This is a genomic window from Bacillus sp. FSL W7-1085, from assembly GCF_038595035.1.
In the GTDB taxonomy this organism is placed as follows: domain Bacteria; phylum Bacillota; class Bacilli; order Bacillales; family Bacillaceae; genus Bacillus; species Bacillus altitudinis.
Map to the genome: position 1 here is coordinate 1,996,494 of NZ_CP152000.1, position 19,353 is coordinate 2,015,846.

Here is a 19,353-nt window from a genome sequence, read left to right on the forward strand (position 1 = left end):
TCGTCTCATCCTTGCTGTCTTAGTCTTTACATATGATATTACCTTATTTCGTGCATACTTGAAAACAACTGTCAGAACGTTTTTGAAATTGTCACATTTTCTTCTTTTCATGTAAAAAATCCTTGCCAAGATGAGTAGCCGCCATTTGAAAATGGCCGCTCACTCTCTTTGGCAAAGATTCCAATTTACGCATTGTGTTTTAGTGTAGGCTCTTGGTAGATCTGTTCATATGTGCTCCACTTGACGTTACGTTTCACATCCTCCCTGAAAGAGTAAACATGCCTCTTTCCTTTAGATACATAGACTTTTTTCAAGAAAGCTTCAAGTCTAAAGGTGAGCATGAAACCATAGGATTCATCTCCCTTTAAAACAGGGACTTCTGTTACCTTGATCTGAGCTCCATCCATCCGTCTAAAACATATTGTTTTGAGCAGCACAAACGATCAATCCTCTTTTCCAATTATCTGTTAAGCCTAAATAAATAGGTGGAATAAATCTTGATCTTTATTCACTTCAACATAGTGGAAGCCTTTTTTATTCATTCGGTCAATCAGCGCTGCATAGTCATCTCTTTCTTTCAATTCGATCCCAACAAGCGCAGGTCCTTTGCTTCGGTTATTCTTTTTCGTATATTCAAAGCGTGAGATATCATCATTTGGCCCTAACACTTCATCTAAAAATTCCCTGAGAGCACCTGCTCTTTGCGGAAAATTAACGATGAAATAATGCTGGAGTCCTTCATAAATCATGGAGCGTTCTTTGATTTCTTGCATTCGGCCAATGTCATTATTGCCTCCGCTGACAATACAAACGACATTTTTCCCTTTAATCTCCTCACGATGTGCATCTAAAGCCGCGATCGGTAACGCACCCGCTGGCTCAGCTACAATTGCACATTGATTATACAGCTCTAAAATGGTTGTACATACTTTTCCTTCTGGTACAAGACTAATCTTATCGACAACAGACTGAAGCGATGTAAACGTCTTTTCACCAATCCGCTGAACCGCTGCTCCGTCTACAAACTTATCAATCGAATCAAGTGTCACAACCTCGCCCTTCTCATGTGAAGCATGCAGTGAAGCTGCGCCAAGCGGTTCGACTGCAATAATTTCGGTTTCTGGTGAGATATTTTTGATATATGTACCTACACCAGATAACAGACCTCCACCTCCGACACTTGCAAATAAAAAGTGAGGTTCCACTTCGATATCATTTAATATTTCTACAGCAGTCGTTCCTTGTCCTGCCATGACATCTAAATCATCAAATGGATGGATAAATTCCCGCTTTTCCTTATCTCCGCATTTGACTGCTTCATGATACGAATCATCAAAGGTATCTCCGGTTAAGATAATGTCAACATATTCTTTTCCGAAAAGCTCCACTTGCGATACTTTTTGCCTTGGTGTGGTAGCAGGCATAAAGATTTTCCCGTGGATACCTAAATATTTGCAAGAATAGGCAACGCCTTGTGCGTGATTTCCTGCACTGGCACAAACAATGCCGTTTTCTAGTTTTTCTTTTGGCAACTGGCTCATTTTATTAAAAGCGCCTCTTAATTTAAAAGAACGAACAACTTGCAGGTCCTCTCTTTTTAAGTAGACATTACATTCATATCGTTCAGAAAGTCGCTCATTTTTTTGAAGTGGTGTATGAATCACTACATCCTTCAAATTTTGATGGGCTTTTAAGATGTCTTTCACTTGAATTAGCGTGTTTTCTTTGAGCAACGGTTTCATGTACAAGATCCTTTCTCTTTAACCTTATTTAATTTGTCATTATAACATGAATATTCAAAAAATAAACCAATAGATCATGGATCGGAGATAAATTTCATGAACTTTTTCGTTTTTCTATACATTTGTTCTAATTGGGTGTTATAATAAAACCAATTAGAACCAAAAGAAAGGAATCGCTCGATGACCACACATCCGTTTGCTAATATATATGGAGAACACCAAGATATAAAACACGCCATTCATTTGGCAAAACAATTCACGAAAAACGATCAGCCTGTGTTGATCACAGGTGAAATTGGAACAGGCAAATCACGCTTTGCACAAGAAATGGCCCATTCATTTGCTGCGCAGGCTTCGATGAAATATATCTATTGCCCCATTGTAGATGAAGTGACTTTGCAGGAAGCATTTACTCATGCGGCAAATCATGTGCTTTATTTAGACGAAGTCAGCGCATTTAGTATTCCTATGCAGCATCAGGTCATTCGTTTTCTCGAAGATTCTCCTGCAACAAAAATCATTGCTTCTTCGTCTTTATCATTAGAGGCGATGAGCGTTTCGTCCAGTTTTTTACCTGAGCTGTTTTATCGGCTCAATGTGCTTCATATCCCTCTCCCGCCTTTAGAAGATCGAAAAACAGATATTCCTATTTTAACCGCTGCTTTCTTTCGAGAACTGAACATGACGCCTGATATCGACTCAAGTGTGTGGGAAGTCTTACAGCAATATTCGTTTGAAGGGAATGTCCAGGAGCTCAAAAATATCGTTCATTATGCAGCCGCGATTCTCGAAGGGCAAACAGTTTTCTTGCATCACTTGCCACCTTTTGTATTATTACCTCAACAAACAGCTGGTAAAGGAAAAAAAGAAGAACACCAGCTCACGCTTATGGAGAAACAAGAATTTGTTTTCTTACTCGAAGCCATTAAGTCTCTAAATGAAAAAGGAGAAGCAGCCAGCAGACGTATCTTGTCTGAGTTAAGCAAACAAGGCGACATCCCGCTGACCCCTCAGCAAGTCAGGAGTCGATTAGATGATCTTGAGAAAAAAGCCTATGTGACAAAAGGGAAAGGCAGAGCTGGAACGAAGATTACACTTGAAGGTCTCTCATTTCTGAAGTCGCTTGATGGTTATATACCGGTTCAATAAAGGAGGACATCCATTGTTTACTGTAAAAGAAGAAATTGCCAACGCGATTACACATGGCATTGGCGTCATTTTATCCATTCCCGCCATTGTTTTTCTCGTTTTATTCGCTGTTCAATACGGCACTGTCACTGACATTATTAGCTTTTCGATATTTGGCGCGTCGATGCTGCTGCTTTATTTAAGCTCTACTTTGCTTCATAGCATTCGGCACAAAAAAACAAAAGATGTATTTGAAATCCTTGACCACTCTGCGATTTATGTATTGATTGCTGGTACATATACGCCATTTTTGCTTGGCCCATTAAAAGGCGCACTTGGCTATACTCTTCTTGCAATCGTATGGGCGCTTGCTGCAGGCGGTATCGTTTTTAAAATCTTTTTCGTCAAACGGTTTATCATTGTATCCACCCTTGTTTATTTATTAATGGGCTGGATGATTATCATCGCAATTAAACCTCTGTACGTTCAATTAACAGGAGCTGGATTCAGCCTCTTACTATTAGGCGGTATTTTGTATTCAGTCGGAACGATCTTTTATATTTGGCGGAAAATTCCCTATCATCATGCGATTTGGCACAGCTTTGTTCTCGGCGGAAGTGCATCCATGTTCTTCTGCATTCTATTTTATTGTGTCAACATCCCAGCATGATCAAAAAACCAGCATCCACATTCGGATGCTGGTTTTTTCTATGCGCGCTTTTGTGCGTAATCACTCATCTTGACCGGTGCTTTTATATGGATATCGACATTAACTGGACGAAGCCTTTTGACGATCTTCCCTGTTAAAAGACGGTCTGTGCCGCTAGTTTCAACCGGAACAAGTGAGCAGTTACATTCTTCAGCAAGCGTTTCTGCCATGACACGATACTGTTCAGAAAGCAACAGACTCTGGCCAGATAGAACTCTTTCTCTTGCTTCTTCTAATAACGCCTCATCAGATTGATTCTGCTTGATCACCGCCATCTTCTTCAACCATTGTTTTAAGATGGGATAGCGAAACAGATGCGGTTTTGCCATAAAAGCAAATGGCTTCTCTAAGTGACCAATCAGCAATGTCGTCGTCACTGGATGATGTGCTTCTGTGACATAAATAACAGGACCATCTGGCAGCTTTTTTTGCTGATGAATGGTCATGACCGACCCTGATTGATCAATACACCCTCTGGCAAACCTTTTTGCATGCTCATGGATGAGATGCATTCGTTTCGTATAGGAAATGCGTGGATCCGTTAATTCATGATCATACAAATGCCTTATACTTTTAAAAAAGGATACAACAACATAAATCGTTAAAAACCAATAACGAAACAACCGTACTCCTCCTACTCACTTATCCTTCTTTTCTGTCATAGACGACAAATTCATAATTGTAGGGGTTCTTTTCGTCACGATGGCCTTTTTCACGTGATACAACCGTCCAATTCTCTTCATCGTAATAAGGGAAGAAACGGTCGCCTTCAAATGAATGATGAATGTGCGTGATATATAGACGATCTGCATATGGCATCATTTCCTCATACAGCTTAGACCCGCCAATGATCAATAATTCTTCCTCGGTCTTCGCAATGGTTAAAATATCATCGATTGAATGGACCACCTCGCATCCTTCAGCTTGAAAAGAAGAACTTGTGGTCAACACGATATTCCGGCGGTTAGGCAGTGCTCGTCCAATTGATTCAAACGTTTTTCTGCCCATGACAATGGTATGGCCACTTGTGACTTTTTTAAAATACGCTAAATCAGCGGGTAAATGCCAAGGCATTTGATTATCTTTGCCAATGACTCTGTCTTTTCCTGTCGCCACTATCATGGAAATCATACACTGACTTCTCCTTTAATATGCGGATGTGGATCATAGTTCTCGAGCACAAAATCATCAAACGTAAAATCAAAAATACTTTTGACATCTCTAGTGATGCGAAGCTGCGGAAGTGTGCGCTCCTCACGCTCTAACTGCATTTTGACCTGCGGAAGATGATTTTGATAAATATGAGCATCTCCTAGCGTATGAATAAACTCTCCTGGCTCAAGGTTGGTCACTTTGGCAATCATCATCGTTAGAAGTGCATACGAAGCAATATTGAAAGGCACACCTAAAAAGATATCTGCCGAACGTTGATAGAGCTGGCACGATAATTTACCGTTTGATACATAAAATTGAAACAAGCAATGACAAGGAGGCAGCGCCATCTGATCAATTTCTCCTGGATTCCACGCACTGACAATCAATCTTCTCGAATTAGGATGATTCTCAATATCATGGATCAGCTTGCTGATCTGATCTACTGTCTCTCCGTCTCCACTCGCCCATGATCTCCACTGCGCACCATACACACGCCCTAGCTCTCCATTTTCATCTGCCCATTCATTCCAAATACGGACACCATTTTCTTGAAGATATTTGACATTTGTATCACCTTTTAAAAACCACAGTAACTCATGAATGATTGATTTCAGGTGTAATTTCTTTGTTGTTAATAAAGGAAACCCTTCCTGTAAATCAAATCTCATTTGGTAACCGAACGTGCTGATAGTGCCTGTTCCTGTTCTGTCACCTTTTTCATCCCCGTGCTGTAATACATGACGGCATAACTCTTTGTATTGTTTCATTTTTTTCATCCTTTATTTATGTTCTTGTTGTAGTTTACCTTATTTCTGCTTTTGTTGAAACCAAAAAAACATGTCTGCAAGATGAGCAGACATGTTTTTCTTTTTATGCTTGATTCACTCGATCCTGCTCTTCGTCCTTAATATCTTGGTGTGAGTGAGCTATGCGACTTGCTGCTGCAGCGGCAAGCGCAGCGACAAGGTCATCGAGGAAGGTGTGTACTTCACCAGGACGACCTTCATCTAATTCTCTAATGATACCAAATTTCTCTTTGTCTAGATAACCGAAGTTGGTCAAACCGATTGATCCATATACATTGACAATGGAAAGCGGAATAATCTCATCAATTCCATATAGCGGTTCATCTGTTTCAACTAAATGCTGCAAAGGTTCTGGCAAAAGTTTTTTTTCTGCCAGCTGATCAAGAGCAAGTCCTGTCAAAACTGCGTGGACAATTTCCCTTTTATTCAGCACTTTTTCAACATTTTCAATGCAGACACTAAGTGGAAGATTTGGGTTGTATTTCTCTTGGAGTTTCAGCACAATGTGTGCAATATCTTCTATTTTCACTCCACGCTCGTTTAACATTTGTTTTGTAATGCGAACCATTTCGTTCATTGTATACTTTTTCAATTGGCATGACATCTCCTTCTAGTGGCTCATCCAGCTCGGCGGGGTGTTTTTATCCCAGTAAATATTACCGAGTTCATGATGCGTCTGGAATCCATCTTCTGCTGTATGGTAGTGAAAGTTAAACCAATATCCGCTGTGAGGCGGCTGATCTCTCCTGACATGAAAACGAAGCAAATCTTCTCCAGTCTTTCTATTATAAATGTGGAAGATTTTTTCCCCATTTCCGCTTGAAGGCTGATCAGTTAAAACAACATCTTGAAATTTTTCGTCATCTTTGAAATTTGTTAAAAAGTCGGTTAACACTTGTTCAATTTTTGGTTGAATCTCTTCTCTATACTCGTCCTCAATGACAGGTGTGATTTTACGACCAAATTTGAGAAAGGATTGGTTTTCTGCACTTGATAGAACCTCTTGCTTATATTGCTCAAAGGGGTCTACCCGCTCTTTGTTGTCTTCTTGCGATAATTCCCAGCTGCGCGTATCATCTGATGTATCATAAACTGCTGTATAAGGTGATTTATCAGATGAAGAAAGTTCAGATGGCTTGTCTGTCATCAAAGCTGATGGAGGAGAGATTAAACCAAAAGTCGCAATCGTAAAGAGTGCAACGAGCGTTTTTCTCATCCACATTTTCATGATATCTAATTCCTTCCATAAGTTATCATACTGCTATTCTAGCATATAATGAATTTTCAGTCATTCAATTTGGTCATTGAGTTGAGACTTTCTTTTTCATGATAAAACGTTTACAATGACAGTAACGACGACTAAAATTTGGGAGGAATGGATATGCTTGAAGGGTTTTTCATCACAGCTTCCTTGCTGACGTTATTTTATTTTGTCTATATGGAGATCACCGATTAAAAGCCCTGAAATAGGGCTTTTTTAATTGTTAAGAGTGATTAAAGTTTTGTTGATTTGTCTTCTTCTATTGAGATATATCCGTAATGGAATTGGGCGGTTTTACGTTTCATCACCTGAAATTGATAGGAATCAGTGGTAAATCGTGTGCTTTTCCAATGATCTTTTAAAACCACTCTTTTTCTAGCCACTCTCATTGCTTCTTTCACAGCGGTTTCATGGTCAAAATGATGCTCAGCTGCATGACGAAGCGGCATCATACTAGCAGACTCTTGTATGGTTTCTTCAAACATCGGGTCAAAATAGACGATATCATAGGATCGATCAGGGAGCTTCTTTAACTGCTCAATACTATCCCCGCTGATGACAGATATCCGTTTCATCGCTTCGTCTGCCTCTTTCACACCCGTTTCCCAAGTGCTGAGTCCTTCTCGAACAAGCAATGCCGTCATCGGATTTTTTTCAATACCGGCCACTTTTCCATTGGCTCCTGTAGCGCAGCTTGCGGTAATCGCATCAGATCCTAAGCCAAGCGTACAATCTAAAAAGGAATCGCCCGGCTTTAATTGTGCTGCTTCTATTAATGGATCTTTTTCCCCTCGCAGAACCCGCTTCACCCTAAACATCGCTGAGCTTGGATGGAAAAAGAACTTTTCACCATTTGGCTGATACCATTCAAATCGTTCTTTCCCAACAACCAGTACATCCCCCCGCTTGATCGCAAGCTGTTTGACAGATTGTTTGCGCCGCTCGATATACTCACCATGCAAGTCCTTTGCAAGGGCCTTTGCCGTTTCAATTGTTTGTTCATTTGCTCTAAAGCTTGTTGTAATGAGCATGTCGTTCCTCCATCATAATCAAGAAAAAATGCCCTGATGGATCACAGGACATTTCAACATTTGTATTAGCAATGTTTTTCAAATGCAGATAAGACGTTCTTCATAATATCTTCCATTTCATGACCTTCAATTTCGTCACGCGGGATAAAGTGAACGAGTTCATTTCCTTTTAAAAGTGCCATAGATGGAGAAGATGGCTCCTCACCTGTGAAGTATTCTCTCATTTTAGCCGTTGCTTCCCGGTCCTGACCAGCAAAGACCGTCACCATTCGATCTGGTGCTTTTTCTGCTTTCATGACAGCTTGAGTAGCAGCAGGGCGTGCTAAACCGGCAGCACATCCGCATACGGAATTGACGACAACAAATGTTGTTCCTTCTGCTTCCTGCATCGTTTTTTCTACTTCTTCTTCAGTCGTCAATTCTTGAAACCCTGCACTTGTCAGTTCTTGGCGCATTGGTACGACGAGCTGACGCATATATTCTTCATATGCCATTGACATAAAAAAGCCCCCTCTATAATCCTTATGTTGTGAATAAAGGATACTATAGAGAGAGCCAATTTTCAAATGTTCAATTTCACATTAAATTTTCATGATTCCGCCTGTATTGGCTGATGTCACAAGTTTTGAGTATCTGGCAAGGTAACCTGTTTTTACTTTTGGCTCAAAGCCTTTCCAGTTTGCTTTTCTTTTTTCCCATTCTTCTTCCGGGACATCTACGCTTAAAATGCGTTTTTCGATATCGACAACGACATGATCACCATTTTCAACAAAGGCAAGCGGGCCACCTTCTGCTGCCTCTGGAGAGACGTGTCCAATAGACAATCCGCGAGAAGCACCGGAGAATCGTCCGTCTGTAATTAAAGCAACCTTTGGACCAAGTCCCATTCCAACAATTTGTGAAGTTGGTGCTAGCATTTCAGGCATACCTGGACCGCCTTTAGGTCCTTCATAACGAATAATGACAACATGTCCTGCTTCTACTTTTCGATTAATGATTCCTTCAAGTGCTTCCTCTTGGGATTCAAATACGATCGCAGGTCCTTCATGACGTGTGATGCCGTCTTGTACACCGCCTGTTTTAATGATTGCTCCATCTGGCGCAAGGTTTCCAAATAAAACGGCTAAACCGCCCTTTTCAGTAAATGGCTTGTCAATTGGATAAATGACGTTATAATCTTTTACCTCATGACCTGCAATATTCTCGCCTAACGTTTTCGCTGTGACGGTCATGGTATCTAAATGAAGAGCCCCCTCTTTTTTGGACAATTCATTTAGTGCAGCGGTCACTCCGCCAGCTTCATGTAAATCTTCAATATATACATCTGAAGCTGGAGCAAGTTTCGATAAATGCGGCACACGTTCTGCGACTTCATTGATGCGTTCAAGTGAATATTCAACGCCTGCTTCATTTGCAATCGCCAATGTATGAAGAACTGTATTTGTTGAACCACCAAGTGCCATATCTAAAGCAAATGCGTTATCAATCGCTTTTTCGGTGACAATATCACGTGGTTTAATGTCTTTTTTGATCAGCTCCATCAATTGTTTTGCTGACTTCTTCGCAAATTCTCTTCGTTCTGGTGAAGTCGCCAAAATGGTTCCATTTCCAGGAAGAGCAATCCCTAGCGCCTCTGCTAAACAGTTCATTGAGTTTGCTGTAAACATACCAGAGCAAGATCCGCATGTTGGACAGCCAAATTGCTCTAATTCGTTTAATTCCTCTTCATTAATTTTCCCTGATTGGTATGCGCCTACGCCTTCAAAGACAGAAGAAAGAGAAATTTTTCTGCCATCACTTGTTCTACCAGCTTCCATCGGTCCACCACTGACAAATACAGTTGGGATATTCACACGCATGGCAGCCATCATCATACCTGGCGTGATTTTATCACAGTTTGGAATACAAACCATGCCATCAAACCAGTGTGCAGACACCACGGTCTCTACTGAATCAGCAATGATTTCACGGCTTGGCAATGAATATCTCATCCCAATATGCCCCATCGCAATACCATCATCTACCCCAATTGTATTGAATTCAAATGGAACACCGCCAGCTTCACGAATGGCTTCTTTCACAATTTTTCCGAATTCCTGAAGATGGACATGCCCTGGGACAATATCAATATAGGAATTACATACGGCAATAAACGGTTTGCCAAAATCCTCATCTTTTACCCCAGCTGCTCTTAGTAAGCTTCGGTGAGGTGCTCTGTCAATTCCTTGTTTAATCATATTACTGCGAAGTTCTGCCATCTGTTTAAAAAGCCTCCTATACTACTAGTCTTGTTGACTGTATGATTTTGAGTTCATTTTATTTTACAAATTTTCTGTTTATTTAGCCACCTATAATAGATAGTGACTGATTTCTCTGCTGAAGCAAGTGCTCAGCAAGGATTGTGTCATAAAATCTGACCTCCAATATTCTATATTGGTACTACTATATAGAGTTTTTTCTCATATTTCAACAATATTCAAAATAATTTTTCTAAAAAAATTTTTCTGCCAATAAAAAAGCCATTTTCAGAAAACAAGCTGCCTTTTATTGGCAGCCTGCTCGTCTTTCTTATGATTCTGATGCATTTTTTCTACTTTCTGTCATTTGCTTCCACACAGAGCCTTTTGCTTCTTCTCCGTGCTCAATTCGTTCGATGGCCATTTTTACTTGAAGACTGACTTCAAATTCAGGGTCCTGCTCCGCTTCTTTTAAAGCTTCTAGTGCTGTTTCGTCACCTTCTTCATAAAGGAACATGGCCGCACGCCAGCGGACAAGCTTACTTGGGTCCTTTAAGGCTTGGATCATCGCTTCAATCGCACTAGGATCACCAAGATCCGAAATACAATCTCCTGCAGTTCTTCTAACTGTCACTGTTTTATCTTCAAGCCCTTTATACAAAATAGGCAAAATGGCTGGATCTTCAATCATGCCAGCATTCACAACAGCTTGTCTGCGAATCGATGTTTTTGGATCCTCCATCGCTTTCATTAAAACAGGTATATCTTTTTTCTCTGGCTGCATTTGCTCTAAATGAGCAAAACGTTTCTTCCAATCTTCATCGCGCAGCATCTCTTCTGTCACATCATATGCTTTTCGGTTCACTTGTTTATCTACAGCCTCTTGACCTTCCTTCACTGCCTCTGTTAAACGGGATAAACGCTCGTCGTCATATGCAGCTTGCAGCTCTTCTGTGACTTCTTGACCGATATCAGCAAATTCTCCAAAACGTACGCCATGTTCTTTCCACACACGTTCAAATACAACATTATCTGAACTGCTTCTTAGCTTTAAAATCGCTGCCTGGAAACGTTCAGGCATTCCAAATCGTTCTTCTCTTTCACCGTCTGTCAGCTTCACCTGCATCGGAATCCCATTAAACATTTGAACAAACACTTTGACTTCTCCAAATGTGTCATCACCTGACTGCGATTCTCCCTGAAGCCCTTCCGTTTCTTGTCCAAAGGCTTCTCTGACTTGCTGTAAAATACCTTGCCAGTCAAATTTCGCATTACGCTCAACCGCTAAGAAATCGGCTACATGGTAAACACCTTTTACACCTTCAATGGTTAAAATGCGCTTAATCATCTCTGGCGCTTCGTCTTTTTGATCTTTTTTGTAGTTATTGCTTTTACCGCCTGCAAGCGCTTCTGTCAAAATGACTTTCATTGTATTCGGGCTTGGCGTTGGTTCTATGGCAGTTATTTTCATCTATACATCCTCCTTACACACATAAAGACCCTACTCATCTGTAAGGCCGCATTCTTCTTTCCATGTCTTAATAAATAGACACATAAACTCATGTCGCTCATGAGCCAGCTGCTTTCCAGCACGTGTGTTCATCAAGTCTTTTAATTGAAGCAGCTTGTCTTGCATATGCAAAAGTACTGTGCCTTGGTGAGCACCCTCTGTATAGTGAGGCTCCCCTTTTGCACCGGCATATGTAAACACCCTTGCAATCCCAGTTGCACCTATCGCATCCAGTCGATCTGCATCTTGAACAATGGCCCCTTCTAATGTCACTGGCTTATGCTGCATATGCCGGTGACGAAAAGACATCGTTGTAATGATATCCATGATATACCGAATATCTTGCGTGTCCACTTCCCACAAAAGGAGCTGCTGCTTGAGATCATGCGGTGAAAGCTTCCATTCACTAGACAGTTTGTCATCAATTACATCATGGACAATCGCTGCCATTTCAATGACAAAAAGCGACCCGCCCTCCTGTTGTGCAATATGGACGGCAAGCTGGCGCACACGATTGATATGAGCTTCATCGTGTCCAGTCGGTTCATTCTTTAGCTGTTTTGAAACAAAGGAGGCAGCTGCCTCCAATTGTTCTTGCTGCTTACTCGAATACATGCTTATTTCTCCAAAAGAGCGATAATGGAGCTTTCTAATTCTTTTGGTGGTGTTTTAGGAGAGAATCGTTCAGTCACTTCTCCGTTTTGGTCAACGATAAATTTTGTAAAATTCCATTTCACCGTTTTTGTACCAAGCACACCTTTCGCATGACTCGTTAGGTATTTGAAAAGCGGATGCGCATTGTCACCATTGACATCTATTTTTGCAAACATCGGGAAGGTCACACCATAGTTTAACGAACAGAATTCTTGAATTGCTTCTTCCCCTTCTGGTTCTTGATTCATAAATTGATTGCACGGAAATCCCAAAATTTCAAGGCCCTTTTCATGATATTGATCGTATAACTCTTGTAATTGTTTAAATTGAGGGGTCAGTCCACATTTGCTCGCTGTGTTCACGATGATCAGTACTTTCCCTTTGTAATCTGCCATTGATTTTTCCTGACCGTTAATGGTCTTGACCTGAATATCATAAATTGACATCTCATAGCCTCCTAGGATTCACTTTTTCCTATCGTAACATGCTTCTTTTAGAAAATCGCTTTTTATGCTTCCTGCTAAAAGAGTCCAGTCACACTGCCGTCTTCTAATAAATCCATCTCAAGTGCTGCAGGTTTTTTAGGGAGACCTGGCATGGTCAGAATGCTTCCCGTTAGTGCAACAATAAAACCTGCTCCTACAGATGGTTTTAACTCTCGAATCGTAACGGTGAAGCCTTTTGGTCTGCCGATTAAAGCCGGATCATCCGATAGTGAATATTGCGTTTTTGCCATACAAACCGGCAAATGGGCCCAGCCATTTTTCTCAATTGCAGCTAGCTGCTTTCTTGCTTTTGATGTAAGGTTGACGCCGTCTGCACCATAAACCACTTTGGCGACTTTTGACAACTTTTCTTCAATGGAATCTTGCTCCTCATATAAATAAGAAAAGCTGTTTTCATTCTTTTCAATGAGTGTCGTGAGCTCTTCGGCAAGTGCTACGCCGCCAGCTCCCCCTTCTTCCCATACATTGACGGCTTTGACTGGATGTCCATTCGTTTCGCACCAGTTTTCTATTGCTTGAATTTCTTCTTTTGTATCGGTAATAAAACGGTTCACTGCAACGATGTATGGTAGACCGAAGGCTTGCACTGTTTCAATATGCTTCTCTAAATTATGTATACCTTCTAATACAGCCTGTGCATTTGCTTCCTTGAGCTCTGTTTTCTGCATTCCGCCATGCATTTTAAGCGCCCTGACAGTTGCTACAATGACAACAGCGCCTGGTTTAAAATCACCTGCTCTTGTTTTGATGTGAAGAAATTTTTCCGCGCCGAGGTCTGCACCAAATCCCGCTTCTGTTACGACGTAATCTGCTAGTTTTGCCGCCATTTTTGTGGCAATTAAACTATTGCATCCATGTGCAATATTGGCAAAGGGACCACCATGAACAAGGGCTGGAGTTCCTTCAATCGTTTGAACAAGGTTTGGTTTCAGCGCATCTTTTAAAAGCAAGGTTAATACGCCTTCATATCCTAGATTTCCAACTGTGACCGGTTCACCTTCTTGATTGTAGGCAACAACAATAGAAGAAAGACGTTTTTTTAGATCGTTTAAGTCGTCTGCTAAACAGAGGATGGCCATCATTTCGGATGCAACCGTAATATCAAATCCATCTTCTCTAGGGTACCCATTTAATTGACCGCCAAGTCCTACGACCACTTGTCTTAGAGCACGATCGTTTAAATCTAACACTCGTTTCCATACAATTCGGCGTGCGTCGATCCCAAGCTCATTTCCGTGATGGATATGATTATCAATAAAAGCAGATAAAGCGTTATGTGCAGATGTAATCGCATGAAAATCCCCTGTGAAATGAAGATTGATTTCTTCCATAGGTAACACCTGTGAATATCCGCCGCCAGCTGCACCACCTTTAATACCCATTGTGGGACCTAGTGAAGGTTCACGCATGGCAATGATCGCTTTTTTCCCAATTTTCTCGAAGGCTTGACCGAGGCCAACTGTTACGGTGGACTTCCCCTCACCTGCTGGCGTTGGGTTGATCGAAGTCACAAGAATCACATTTCCTTCTTTTTGTTCCTTTAAACGGTCAAAAATAGTCAAAGATATTTTCGCTTTTGTGAAACCATAGCATTCTAATTCTTCGTCATGTATTTGTAATTTTGCTGCGATGTCTTGAATCGGTCTCAGCTTTGCCTTTTGGGCAATGTCAATATCTGATAAATGCTTTGTGATCATGATTAATGGCCTCCTTTTTTGACAGAAACAGCTTTCTTTTTTGCTCTATTTTTCATTGTAACATAATTGAAACATTGAAATATCGCCAGAAAGTTCCTATAATGAAGTGAAATTAGCTTTGGTTCAGGGGGTGGCGAGTTGCCTATTAACATACCAGTTCATCTGCCGGCAAAACAAATACTAGAGAGCGAAAACATTTTCGTCATGGATGAGACAAGGGCATTCAAACAAGATATCCGTCCTTTGAATATCGTGATCTTAAATTTAATGCCAAAAAAAATACAAACTGAAACGCAGCTGCTGAGAATGCTCGGAAATTCTCCTTTGCAAGTGTATTTTACATTTTTGATTCCAAGTACACATACACCGAAGAATACATCGAGAGAGCATCTAGATGAATTTTATACGACCTTTGACTCGATTCGCCATAAAAAATTTGATGGCATGATCATTACAGGTGCACCAATTGAGCATTTAGCTTTCGAAGAAGTTTCCTATTGGAAAGAACTGCAGGACATTTTGGACTGGAGTAAAACGAATGTGACGTCTACTCTCCATATATGCTGGGGGGCACAGGCTGGTCTTTATCATCATTATGGCATTGAAAAAATCAAGCTTCCAGAGAAAAAATTCGGTGTTTTTGAGCATCTTGTCAAAGAGAAAAAAGAAAGATTAGTAAGAGGTTTCGATGAAGTATACTATGTCCCACATTCTAGGCATACAGATATTAATACAGAACAATTAAAAAACACGCCGAATCTAAAAGTATTGAGCACGTCTGAGGAAGCTGGTGTTTGTTTAATTGTTTCAGATGATGATAAACAAGTATTTTTAACTGGACATCCTGAATACGATACAGATACATTGAAGCAGGAATATGAAAGAGATTTGTTGAAACATGATACAGTCAAAAAACCCGTCCACTATTTCATCGAAGATGGAGACACATTAGTTCCAGTGAACCGCTGGAAAGCCCATGCTACTTTGCTGTTTATGAATTGGCTTAATTACTATGTTTATCAAGAAACACCATATGTGTGGGAATAAAATAGACTGTAGTCTGATGATAAATGCTTAAAATGTGTTAAAATACAAATGGCTCTGTCTTCCATTATCAATTTAGTCTGTTTGTTTTTTAAAATTAGTTTAATTCTTTCGTAACGAATGATATGCTCTCGCTGTTTATATGTTATCTTTATGTATATGTAGACCTATGAGATTTATAGTTTCGTACGAAGTTTTGTTGTTGTTGATTACATTTGAGGTGAATATTCTTGAATACCAATAAAAAAATATTAATCTTGACCGCAAATTATGGAAATGGACATATGCAGGTTGCAAAAACACTGTATGATGAATGCAAATCCCAAGGGTTTGAACATGTGATAGTTTCTAATTTGTATCAAGAATCAAATCCCATTGTGTCCGAAGTGACTCAATATTTATATTTAAAGAGCTTCTCCATTGGGAAACAATTTTATCGCTTGTTTTATTACGGTGTAGATAAAATTTACAATAAACGCAAATTTAACATTTATTTAAAGATGGGAAATAAGCGTCTTGATGAATTAATTCAATTACACAATCCGGATATCATCATCATTACATTCCCGATGATTGTTGTACCTGAATACCGAAACAAAACAGGTAAAGTCATTCCAACATTTAATGTGATGACAGACTTTTGTCTTCATAAAATTTGGGTACATGAAAACATTGACCGATACTATGTTGCAACCGATTATGTGAAACAAAAGCTAGTAGAAATCGGCACACATCCAAGCGATGTCAAGGTAACAGGCATTCCGATTAGACCACAATTTGAAGTAGACGTGCCTAAATCGATCATCTATAAAAAATATGGATTATCATCAGACAAAAAAGTCCTTCTCATTATGGCGGGTGCCCATGGTGTACTAAAAAATGTGAAGGAACTGTGTGAAGCACTACTTCTTGACAGTGAAGTACAAATTGTTGTTGTGTGCGGTAAGAATGCAGCGCTGAAGCAATCGCTTAGCGAACTTGAACAAGCACACCCAAATCAATTGAAGGCGCTTGGATATGTGGAACAAATTGATGAATTGTTCAGAGTAACGGACTGTATGATTACAAAACCGGGCGGAATTACATTAACAGAAGCAACAGCAATTGGTGTCCCAGTTATTCTTTACAAACCTGTTCCAGGACAAGAAAAAGAAAATGCTCTTTTCTTTGAAGATTACGGCGCTGCCATTGTCATCAACAGACACGAAGACATTTTAGAATCTGTCACCAACTTGCTGCAAGACGAAGAAAAATTAGAATCCATGAAACAAAACATCAAAAAATTACACTTAAAACAGTCTTCTCAAACCATTTTAGAAGATATCGTCGAACAATCAGATCTGATCATGAGCAACAAATCGTATGCTCAAGCATTATCATAAAAGGTGTCCGTCATTGACGGACACCTTTCTTCTTTTAACCTTGATTCCCATTCGTTGTATACACTTCTTCAAACGGCTGCACGACAACAAAGCCACTTCCGCTAAACTTCATTTGAATGGACTCTCCGCTTCCCCTGCCAATAAACGTTTTGAACGATACATCTGTCACAAATTCAGTCTGCAAATCTCCTGACCATGCGACCGTCGCATTCGGATCTGTATAAACAGAATCACCTGGCTGAACAATCAGCGTCAGCGGTTCGTAATGACTTGTGATTGCCACAAGACCTGGTCCTTCAAGTTTGACATTAAATAATCCGCCTGCAAGCATGCCAGACACCTTTTTCATTAATTTAATGTCCCACCGAACAGACGGTTCAAATGCGAGCAAGTCGTTTCCATTAACGAAAATAGACTCCCCTTGAGCCAATCGAAGAATCGAAATTTTTTTCCCTTGGTCTGCTACATATAATTTCCCATCACCTGTGGCCTTCATCAAAGAAGTTCCTTCTCCTGATAACATTTTTTTGAACATCTTTGACACACCGTGTTCAAATACACCTTCACGTTCAAACTTTATTTTCCCGCGATATGAAACCATGGAGCCTGTTTTTGCCCAAATGGTATCCGTTAAATTAATTTCTAACAATCTTGGTGTTTCAAGTTCAAAAACCCCTTCCCCTTTGTCTTCTTGCTGCGTATTCTGAACAAACTCCTCAATTGTGTAACGATTCATGACGCACCTCTTTCTGTATTTTTACTATATACGGACAAGTTATACGTTAGGTTTCATGAGATTAGGACGTTTTATAGATAAATGTCATTCACTAAAAAAACAAAAAAATCAAACATTCTGCTCAAAATTTGGCTTGCCTGCTTGACGCTTTACTTTTGATGGTGTATAGTGGAACCATCATTTAACAACTTCTTAAGTCGTTAGGTGATGAAAAATTTTTTTTAGTATGCCGAAAGGTGTGCTACAGTACTAGGAGGAAAAAGCAATATGCAAAACGGTAAAGTAAAATGGTTCAATAATGAAAAAGGTTTCGGCTTCATTGAAGTTGAAGGCGGAGACGACGTATTCGTTCACTTCACAGCTATCGAAGGTGACGGTTACAAATCTCTAGAAGAAGGACAAGAAGTTTCTTTTGAAATCGTTGAAGGTAATCGTGGACCTCAAGCTGCAAACGTAACAAAAATCTAATCAACTCAATCAATGATGAAACGACAAAATAAAGAGAGGCGTATGCCTCTCTTATTTGATTTTCAGCTGAATTTCAATCGCTAAAATATTTTGCTTTAATCTTTGTTCAATTTCAGAGATATCTTTTTCGAGAAAAGGTCTTCCCTTCTTTGCTACATCTACCAGTTGCTCTAGATCACTGTACACCTCTTGAAATGTCCGATGTAATACCGTTTCAAAATCCTTATTATCCATGCCGGCCTTCCCCTTTTCCTCTATTATCCGTCACTTAGTCAAAAAGTAACTCAACCAAAACTTTCTATAGTTATATCGGCTCATTTTTCAGAATATGTTCTTTTTTTACACATTCTATTCGTTTTTTTTTTCGTGAACGCGTGATACATCTAGGGGAAAACCGGAGTGTACGCTTATTTTTTGAGTAATTCATTCCCGTATTGTTTGATCTTCTCTCCTACCGTGCATTGCTGTATACAAAAGGAGTGGGCGTATTTTTTGCCAAATTCTTTACGAAAGTGCTTTTTAATCAAGCAATCTGAACAATACGTGTCTTGAAGATCTGTTAATTCTTTTACTGCTGTTTTTTTATCCACTTTATTCAGCTCCGTCTGCTTCTAATTTCAACTTACTTTCGATAGGGACGTCTGCAAGTATCTGTCTGGCAAGCTGATCTGCTTCTGCATTTTGTTTACGATCGATGACTTCATATGTTGGCGTGAGCTTCAGCTCTTTGATCGCAGCCTCAATTCGGTCGAGCCATTTGTTATGTATATCATCATAACAAGGCCATTCCCCTTTGAGCTGATTCATCACAACAAGAGAATCTCCTCTAATCGTAACAGAGTTTCTGCTGGCTCCCAGTTCTTTTAAAGCTTTTACCGCTTCAAATAAAGCCGCATACTCTGCCTCATTGTTCGTGGTGCTCTGAAAAGGGTGATTCTTCCTTAACCGGTATGCATCCTGTCCGAGCTGATAATACACGACAATTCCAAGCCCAGCATCACCTGTTTCTTTGCGAAAACTCGCATCAAAATAGACCTGAAGCTGATCGGGTTCAAGCCTAAGTTCTTCGTTTAGCTTTTCAAGTTCTTTCATCGACCACATCGCACCCTTTTCATCTTCAAATGTTAGAAGTGACTGCGGTTCTTTTTTGTCTATATGTTTTGCTAAAAGCAAGGCCTCTTTGAGCTCCATCCAATCTTCTTGGAAAAAAGCAATGGACCCAATCGATTTCACTTTCATTGTATAGTGCGCTCTTAGTTTCATTGATCACATCGCCTTCCCATACTT

Annotated in this window: 23 protein-coding genes; 5 read left to right on the forward strand and 18 right to left on the reverse strand. The window is 40.1% G+C overall.

What is annotated here, in order from left to right; genetic code table 11:
• Nucleotides 1–185: 185 nt before the first annotated feature.
• Both MKY11_RS10125 and ilvA read right to left on the reverse strand, forming a co-directional pair.
• Nucleotides 186–437 (reverse strand): YpmP family protein, encoded by a 252-nt coding sequence (locus tag MKY11_RS10125; RefSeq protein ID WP_008346400.1) that lies wholly within the window; start codon nt 435–437, stop codon nt 186–188.
• 36 nt (nt 438–473) lie between these two features.
• Nucleotides 474–1,742 (reverse strand): threonine ammonia-lyase IlvA, encoded by a 1,269-nt coding sequence (gene ilvA / locus MKY11_RS10130; protein WP_047946671.1) that lies wholly within the window; start codon nt 1,740–1,742, stop codon nt 474–476.
• 180 nt (nt 1,743–1,922) lie between these two features.
• Here ilvA and MKY11_RS10135 point away from each other — a divergent pair, with 180 nt between their 5' ends.
• Together MKY11_RS10135 and MKY11_RS10140 are read left to right on the forward strand one after the other, a co-directional pair.
• Nucleotides 1,923–2,891 carry a sigma 54-interacting transcriptional regulator gene (locus MKY11_RS10135; RefSeq protein ID WP_047946650.1) on the forward strand — a complete coding sequence of 323 codons (969 nt, stop codon included), beginning with the start codon at nt 1,923–1,925 and terminating at the stop codon, nt 2,889–2,891.
• A gap of 13 nt (nt 2,892–2,904) precedes the next feature.
• Nucleotides 2,905–3,540, forward strand: a complete 636-nt coding sequence (locus MKY11_RS10140) for a hemolysin III family protein (protein WP_039165595.1) — start codon at nt 2,905–2,907, stop codon at nt 3,538–3,540.
• Between the two features lie 38 nt (nt 3,541–3,578).
• On the opposite strand, the gene MKY11_RS10145 is transcribed toward MKY11_RS10140, so the two are convergent.
• From MKY11_RS10145 to MKY11_RS10200, 12 genes are all read right to left on the reverse strand, one after another.
• Nucleotides 3,579–4,202, reverse strand: coding sequence for an acyltransferase (locus tag MKY11_RS10145; protein ID WP_035703293.1), 624 nt, complete (start codon nt 4,200–4,202; stop codon nt 3,579–3,581).
• A 19-nt stretch (nt 4,203–4,221) separates the two neighbouring features.
• The gene (folA, locus tag MKY11_RS10150; RefSeq protein ID WP_024718553.1) at nt 4,222–4,710 is read right to left on the reverse strand and encodes a type 3 dihydrofolate reductase; all 489 of its coding nucleotides are present in this window, start codon (nt 4,708–4,710) and stop codon (nt 4,222–4,224) included.
• Nucleotides 4,707–5,501, reverse strand: a complete 795-nt coding sequence (locus MKY11_RS10155) for a thymidylate synthase (RefSeq protein WP_017367468.1) — start codon at nt 5,499–5,501, stop codon at nt 4,707–4,709. Before MKY11_RS10155 ends, folA begins: the two co-directional genes overlap by 4 nt.
• A 103-nt stretch (nt 5,502–5,604) precedes the next feature.
• A complete protein-coding gene (locus tag MKY11_RS10160; protein ID WP_008346387.1) occupies nt 5,605–6,132 on the reverse strand; it encodes a phosphatidylglycerophosphatase A in 528 nt (175 codons plus the stop codon).
• 18 nt (nt 6,133–6,150) lie between these two features.
• Nucleotides 6,151–6,768, reverse strand: a complete 618-nt coding sequence (locus tag MKY11_RS10165) for a YpjP family protein (RefSeq protein ID WP_024718552.1) — start codon at nt 6,766–6,768, stop codon at nt 6,151–6,153.
• Between the two features lie 266 nt (nt 6,769–7,034).
• Nucleotides 7,035–7,832, reverse strand: coding sequence for a class I SAM-dependent methyltransferase (locus MKY11_RS10170; protein WP_017367470.1), 798 nt, complete (start codon nt 7,830–7,832; stop codon nt 7,035–7,037).
• A gap of 65 nt (nt 7,833–7,897) precedes the next feature.
• On the reverse strand, nt 7,898–8,332 hold the full coding sequence (locus tag MKY11_RS10175) for a BrxA/BrxB family bacilliredoxin (RefSeq protein ID WP_008346384.1): 435 nt from the start codon (nt 8,330–8,332) through the stop codon (nt 7,898–7,900).
• Nucleotides 8,333–8,413: 81 nt separating this feature from the next.
• On the reverse strand, nt 8,414–10,090 hold the full coding sequence (ilvD, locus tag MKY11_RS10180) for a dihydroxy-acid dehydratase (protein ID WP_007500822.1): 1,677 nt from the start codon (nt 10,088–10,090) through the stop codon (nt 8,414–8,416).
• A 310-nt stretch (nt 10,091–10,400) separates the two neighbouring features.
• Complete coding sequence (locus MKY11_RS10185) at nt 10,401–11,540, reverse strand: conserved virulence factor C family protein (RefSeq protein WP_017367471.1); 1,140 nt, start codon at nt 11,538–11,540, stop codon at nt 10,401–10,403.
• A gap of 30 nt (nt 11,541–11,570) precedes the next feature.
• Complete coding sequence (locus MKY11_RS10190; protein ID WP_342501386.1) at nt 11,571–12,194, reverse strand: HD domain-containing protein; 624 nt, start codon at nt 12,192–12,194, stop codon at nt 11,571–11,573.
• 2 nt (nt 12,195–12,196) lie between these two features.
• Nucleotides 12,197–12,679 (reverse strand): glutathione peroxidase, encoded by a 483-nt coding sequence (locus MKY11_RS10195; protein ID WP_249855694.1) that lies wholly within the window; start codon nt 12,677–12,679, stop codon nt 12,197–12,199.
• 74 nt (nt 12,680–12,753) lie between these two features.
• A complete protein-coding gene (locus MKY11_RS10200; RefSeq protein WP_017359707.1) occupies nt 12,754–14,436 on the reverse strand; it encodes a formate--tetrahydrofolate ligase in 1,683 nt (560 codons plus the stop codon).
• Nucleotides 14,437–14,574: 138 nt separating this feature from the next.
• On the opposite strand from MKY11_RS10200, the gene metA reads away from it, so the two are divergent.
• Both metA and MKY11_RS10210 read left to right on the forward strand, forming a co-directional pair.
• Nucleotides 14,575–15,483, forward strand: a complete 909-nt coding sequence (gene metA / locus MKY11_RS10205) for a homoserine O-succinyltransferase (protein WP_008346374.1) — start codon at nt 14,575–14,577, stop codon at nt 15,481–15,483.
• 227 nt (nt 15,484–15,710) lie between these two features.
• Nucleotides 15,711–16,862, forward strand: coding sequence for a diglucosyl diacylglycerol synthase (locus MKY11_RS10210; protein ID WP_007500831.1), 1,152 nt, complete (start codon nt 15,711–15,713; stop codon nt 16,860–16,862).
• Between the two features lie 34 nt (nt 16,863–16,896).
• On the opposite strand, the gene MKY11_RS10215 is transcribed toward MKY11_RS10210, so the two are convergent.
• Nucleotides 16,897–17,598 (reverse strand): AIM24 family protein, encoded by a 702-nt coding sequence (locus MKY11_RS10215; RefSeq protein ID WP_007500832.1) that lies wholly within the window; start codon nt 17,596–17,598, stop codon nt 16,897–16,899.
• A gap of 267 nt (nt 17,599–17,865) precedes the next feature.
• Between MKY11_RS10215 and cspD the strand changes: the two genes are divergently transcribed.
• The gene (gene cspD / locus MKY11_RS10220) at nt 17,866–18,066 is read left to right on the forward strand and encodes a cold-shock protein CspD (protein WP_003215784.1); all 201 of its coding nucleotides are present in this window, start codon (nt 17,866–17,868) and stop codon (nt 18,064–18,066) included.
• 51 nt (nt 18,067–18,117) lie between these two features.
• Here cspD and MKY11_RS10225 read toward each other — a convergent pair whose 3' ends face one another.
• From MKY11_RS10225 to MKY11_RS10235, 3 genes are all read right to left on the reverse strand, one after another.
• Nucleotides 18,118–18,300, reverse strand: coding sequence for a hypothetical protein (locus tag MKY11_RS10225; RefSeq protein WP_008346368.1), 183 nt, complete (start codon nt 18,298–18,300; stop codon nt 18,118–18,120).
• Between the two features lie 173 nt (nt 18,301–18,473).
• Nucleotides 18,474–18,656: a zinc-finger domain-containing protein gene (locus MKY11_RS10230; protein ID WP_008346366.1), complete on the reverse strand. Its 183-nt coding sequence runs from the start codon at nt 18,654–18,656 to the stop codon at nt 18,474–18,476.
• Nucleotide 18,657: 1 nt separating this feature from the next.
• On the reverse strand, nt 18,658–19,329 hold the full coding sequence (locus MKY11_RS10235; RefSeq protein ID WP_342501387.1) for a ribonuclease H family protein: 672 nt from the start codon (nt 19,327–19,329) through the stop codon (nt 18,658–18,660).
• Nucleotides 19,330–19,353: the final 24 nt, after the last annotated feature.

What these genes read in the sequence shown, in the direction of transcription:
- ilvA (WP_047946671.1), bottom strand. Translation starts at nt 1,742, where the DNA reads ATGAAACCGTTGCTCAAAGAAAACACGCTAATTCAAGTGAAAGACATC.
- MKY11_RS10135 (WP_047946650.1), top strand. Translation starts at nt 1,923, where the DNA reads ATGACCACACATCCGTTTGCTAATATATATGGAGAACACCAAGATATA.
- folA (WP_024718553.1), bottom strand. Translation starts at nt 4,710, where the DNA reads ATGATTTCCATGATAGTGGCGACAGGAAAAGACAGAGTCATTGGCAAA.
- MKY11_RS10155 (WP_017367468.1), bottom strand. Translation starts at nt 5,501, where the DNA reads ATGAAACAATACAAAGAGTTATGCCGTCATGTATTACAGCACGGGGAT.
- MKY11_RS10165 (WP_024718552.1), bottom strand. Translation starts at nt 6,768, where the DNA reads ATGAAAATGTGGATGAGAAAAACGCTCGTTGCACTCTTTACGATTGCG.
- MKY11_RS10170 (WP_017367470.1), bottom strand. Translation starts at nt 7,832, where the DNA reads ATGCTCATTACAACAAGCTTTAGAGCAAATGAACAAACAATTGAAACG.
- MKY11_RS10175 (WP_008346384.1), bottom strand. Translation starts at nt 8,332, where the DNA reads ATGTCAATGGCATATGAAGAATATATGCGTCAGCTCGTCGTACCAATG.
- ilvD (WP_007500822.1), bottom strand. Translation starts at nt 10,090, where the DNA reads ATGGCAGAACTTCGCAGTAATATGATTAAACAAGGAATTGACAGAGCA.
- MKY11_RS10185 (WP_017367471.1), bottom strand. Translation starts at nt 11,540, where the DNA reads ATGAAAATAACTGCCATAGAACCAACGCCAAGCCCGAATACAATGAAA.
- MKY11_RS10190 (WP_342501386.1), bottom strand. Translation starts at nt 12,194, where the DNA reads ATGTATTCGAGTAAGCAGCAAGAACAATTGGAGGCAGCTGCCTCCTTT.
- MKY11_RS10195 (WP_249855694.1), bottom strand. Translation starts at nt 12,679, where the DNA reads ATGTCAATTTATGATATTCAGGTCAAGACCATTAACGGTCAGGAAAAA.
- MKY11_RS10200 (WP_017359707.1), bottom strand. Translation starts at nt 14,436, where the DNA reads ATGATCACAAAGCATTTATCAGATATTGACATTGCCCAAAAGGCAAAG.
- MKY11_RS10215 (WP_007500832.1), bottom strand. Translation starts at nt 17,598, where the DNA reads ATGAATCGTTACACAATTGAGGAGTTTGTTCAGAATACGCAGCAAGAA.
- cspD (WP_003215784.1), top strand. Translation starts at nt 17,866, where the DNA reads ATGCAAAACGGTAAAGTAAAATGGTTCAATAATGAAAAAGGTTTCGGC.
- MKY11_RS10225 (WP_008346368.1), bottom strand. Translation starts at nt 18,300, where the DNA reads ATGGATAATAAGGATTTTGAAACGGTATTACATCGGACATTTCAAGAG.
- MKY11_RS10235 (WP_342501387.1), bottom strand. Translation starts at nt 19,329, where the DNA reads ATGAAACTAAGAGCGCACTATACAATGAAAGTGAAATCGATTGGGTCC.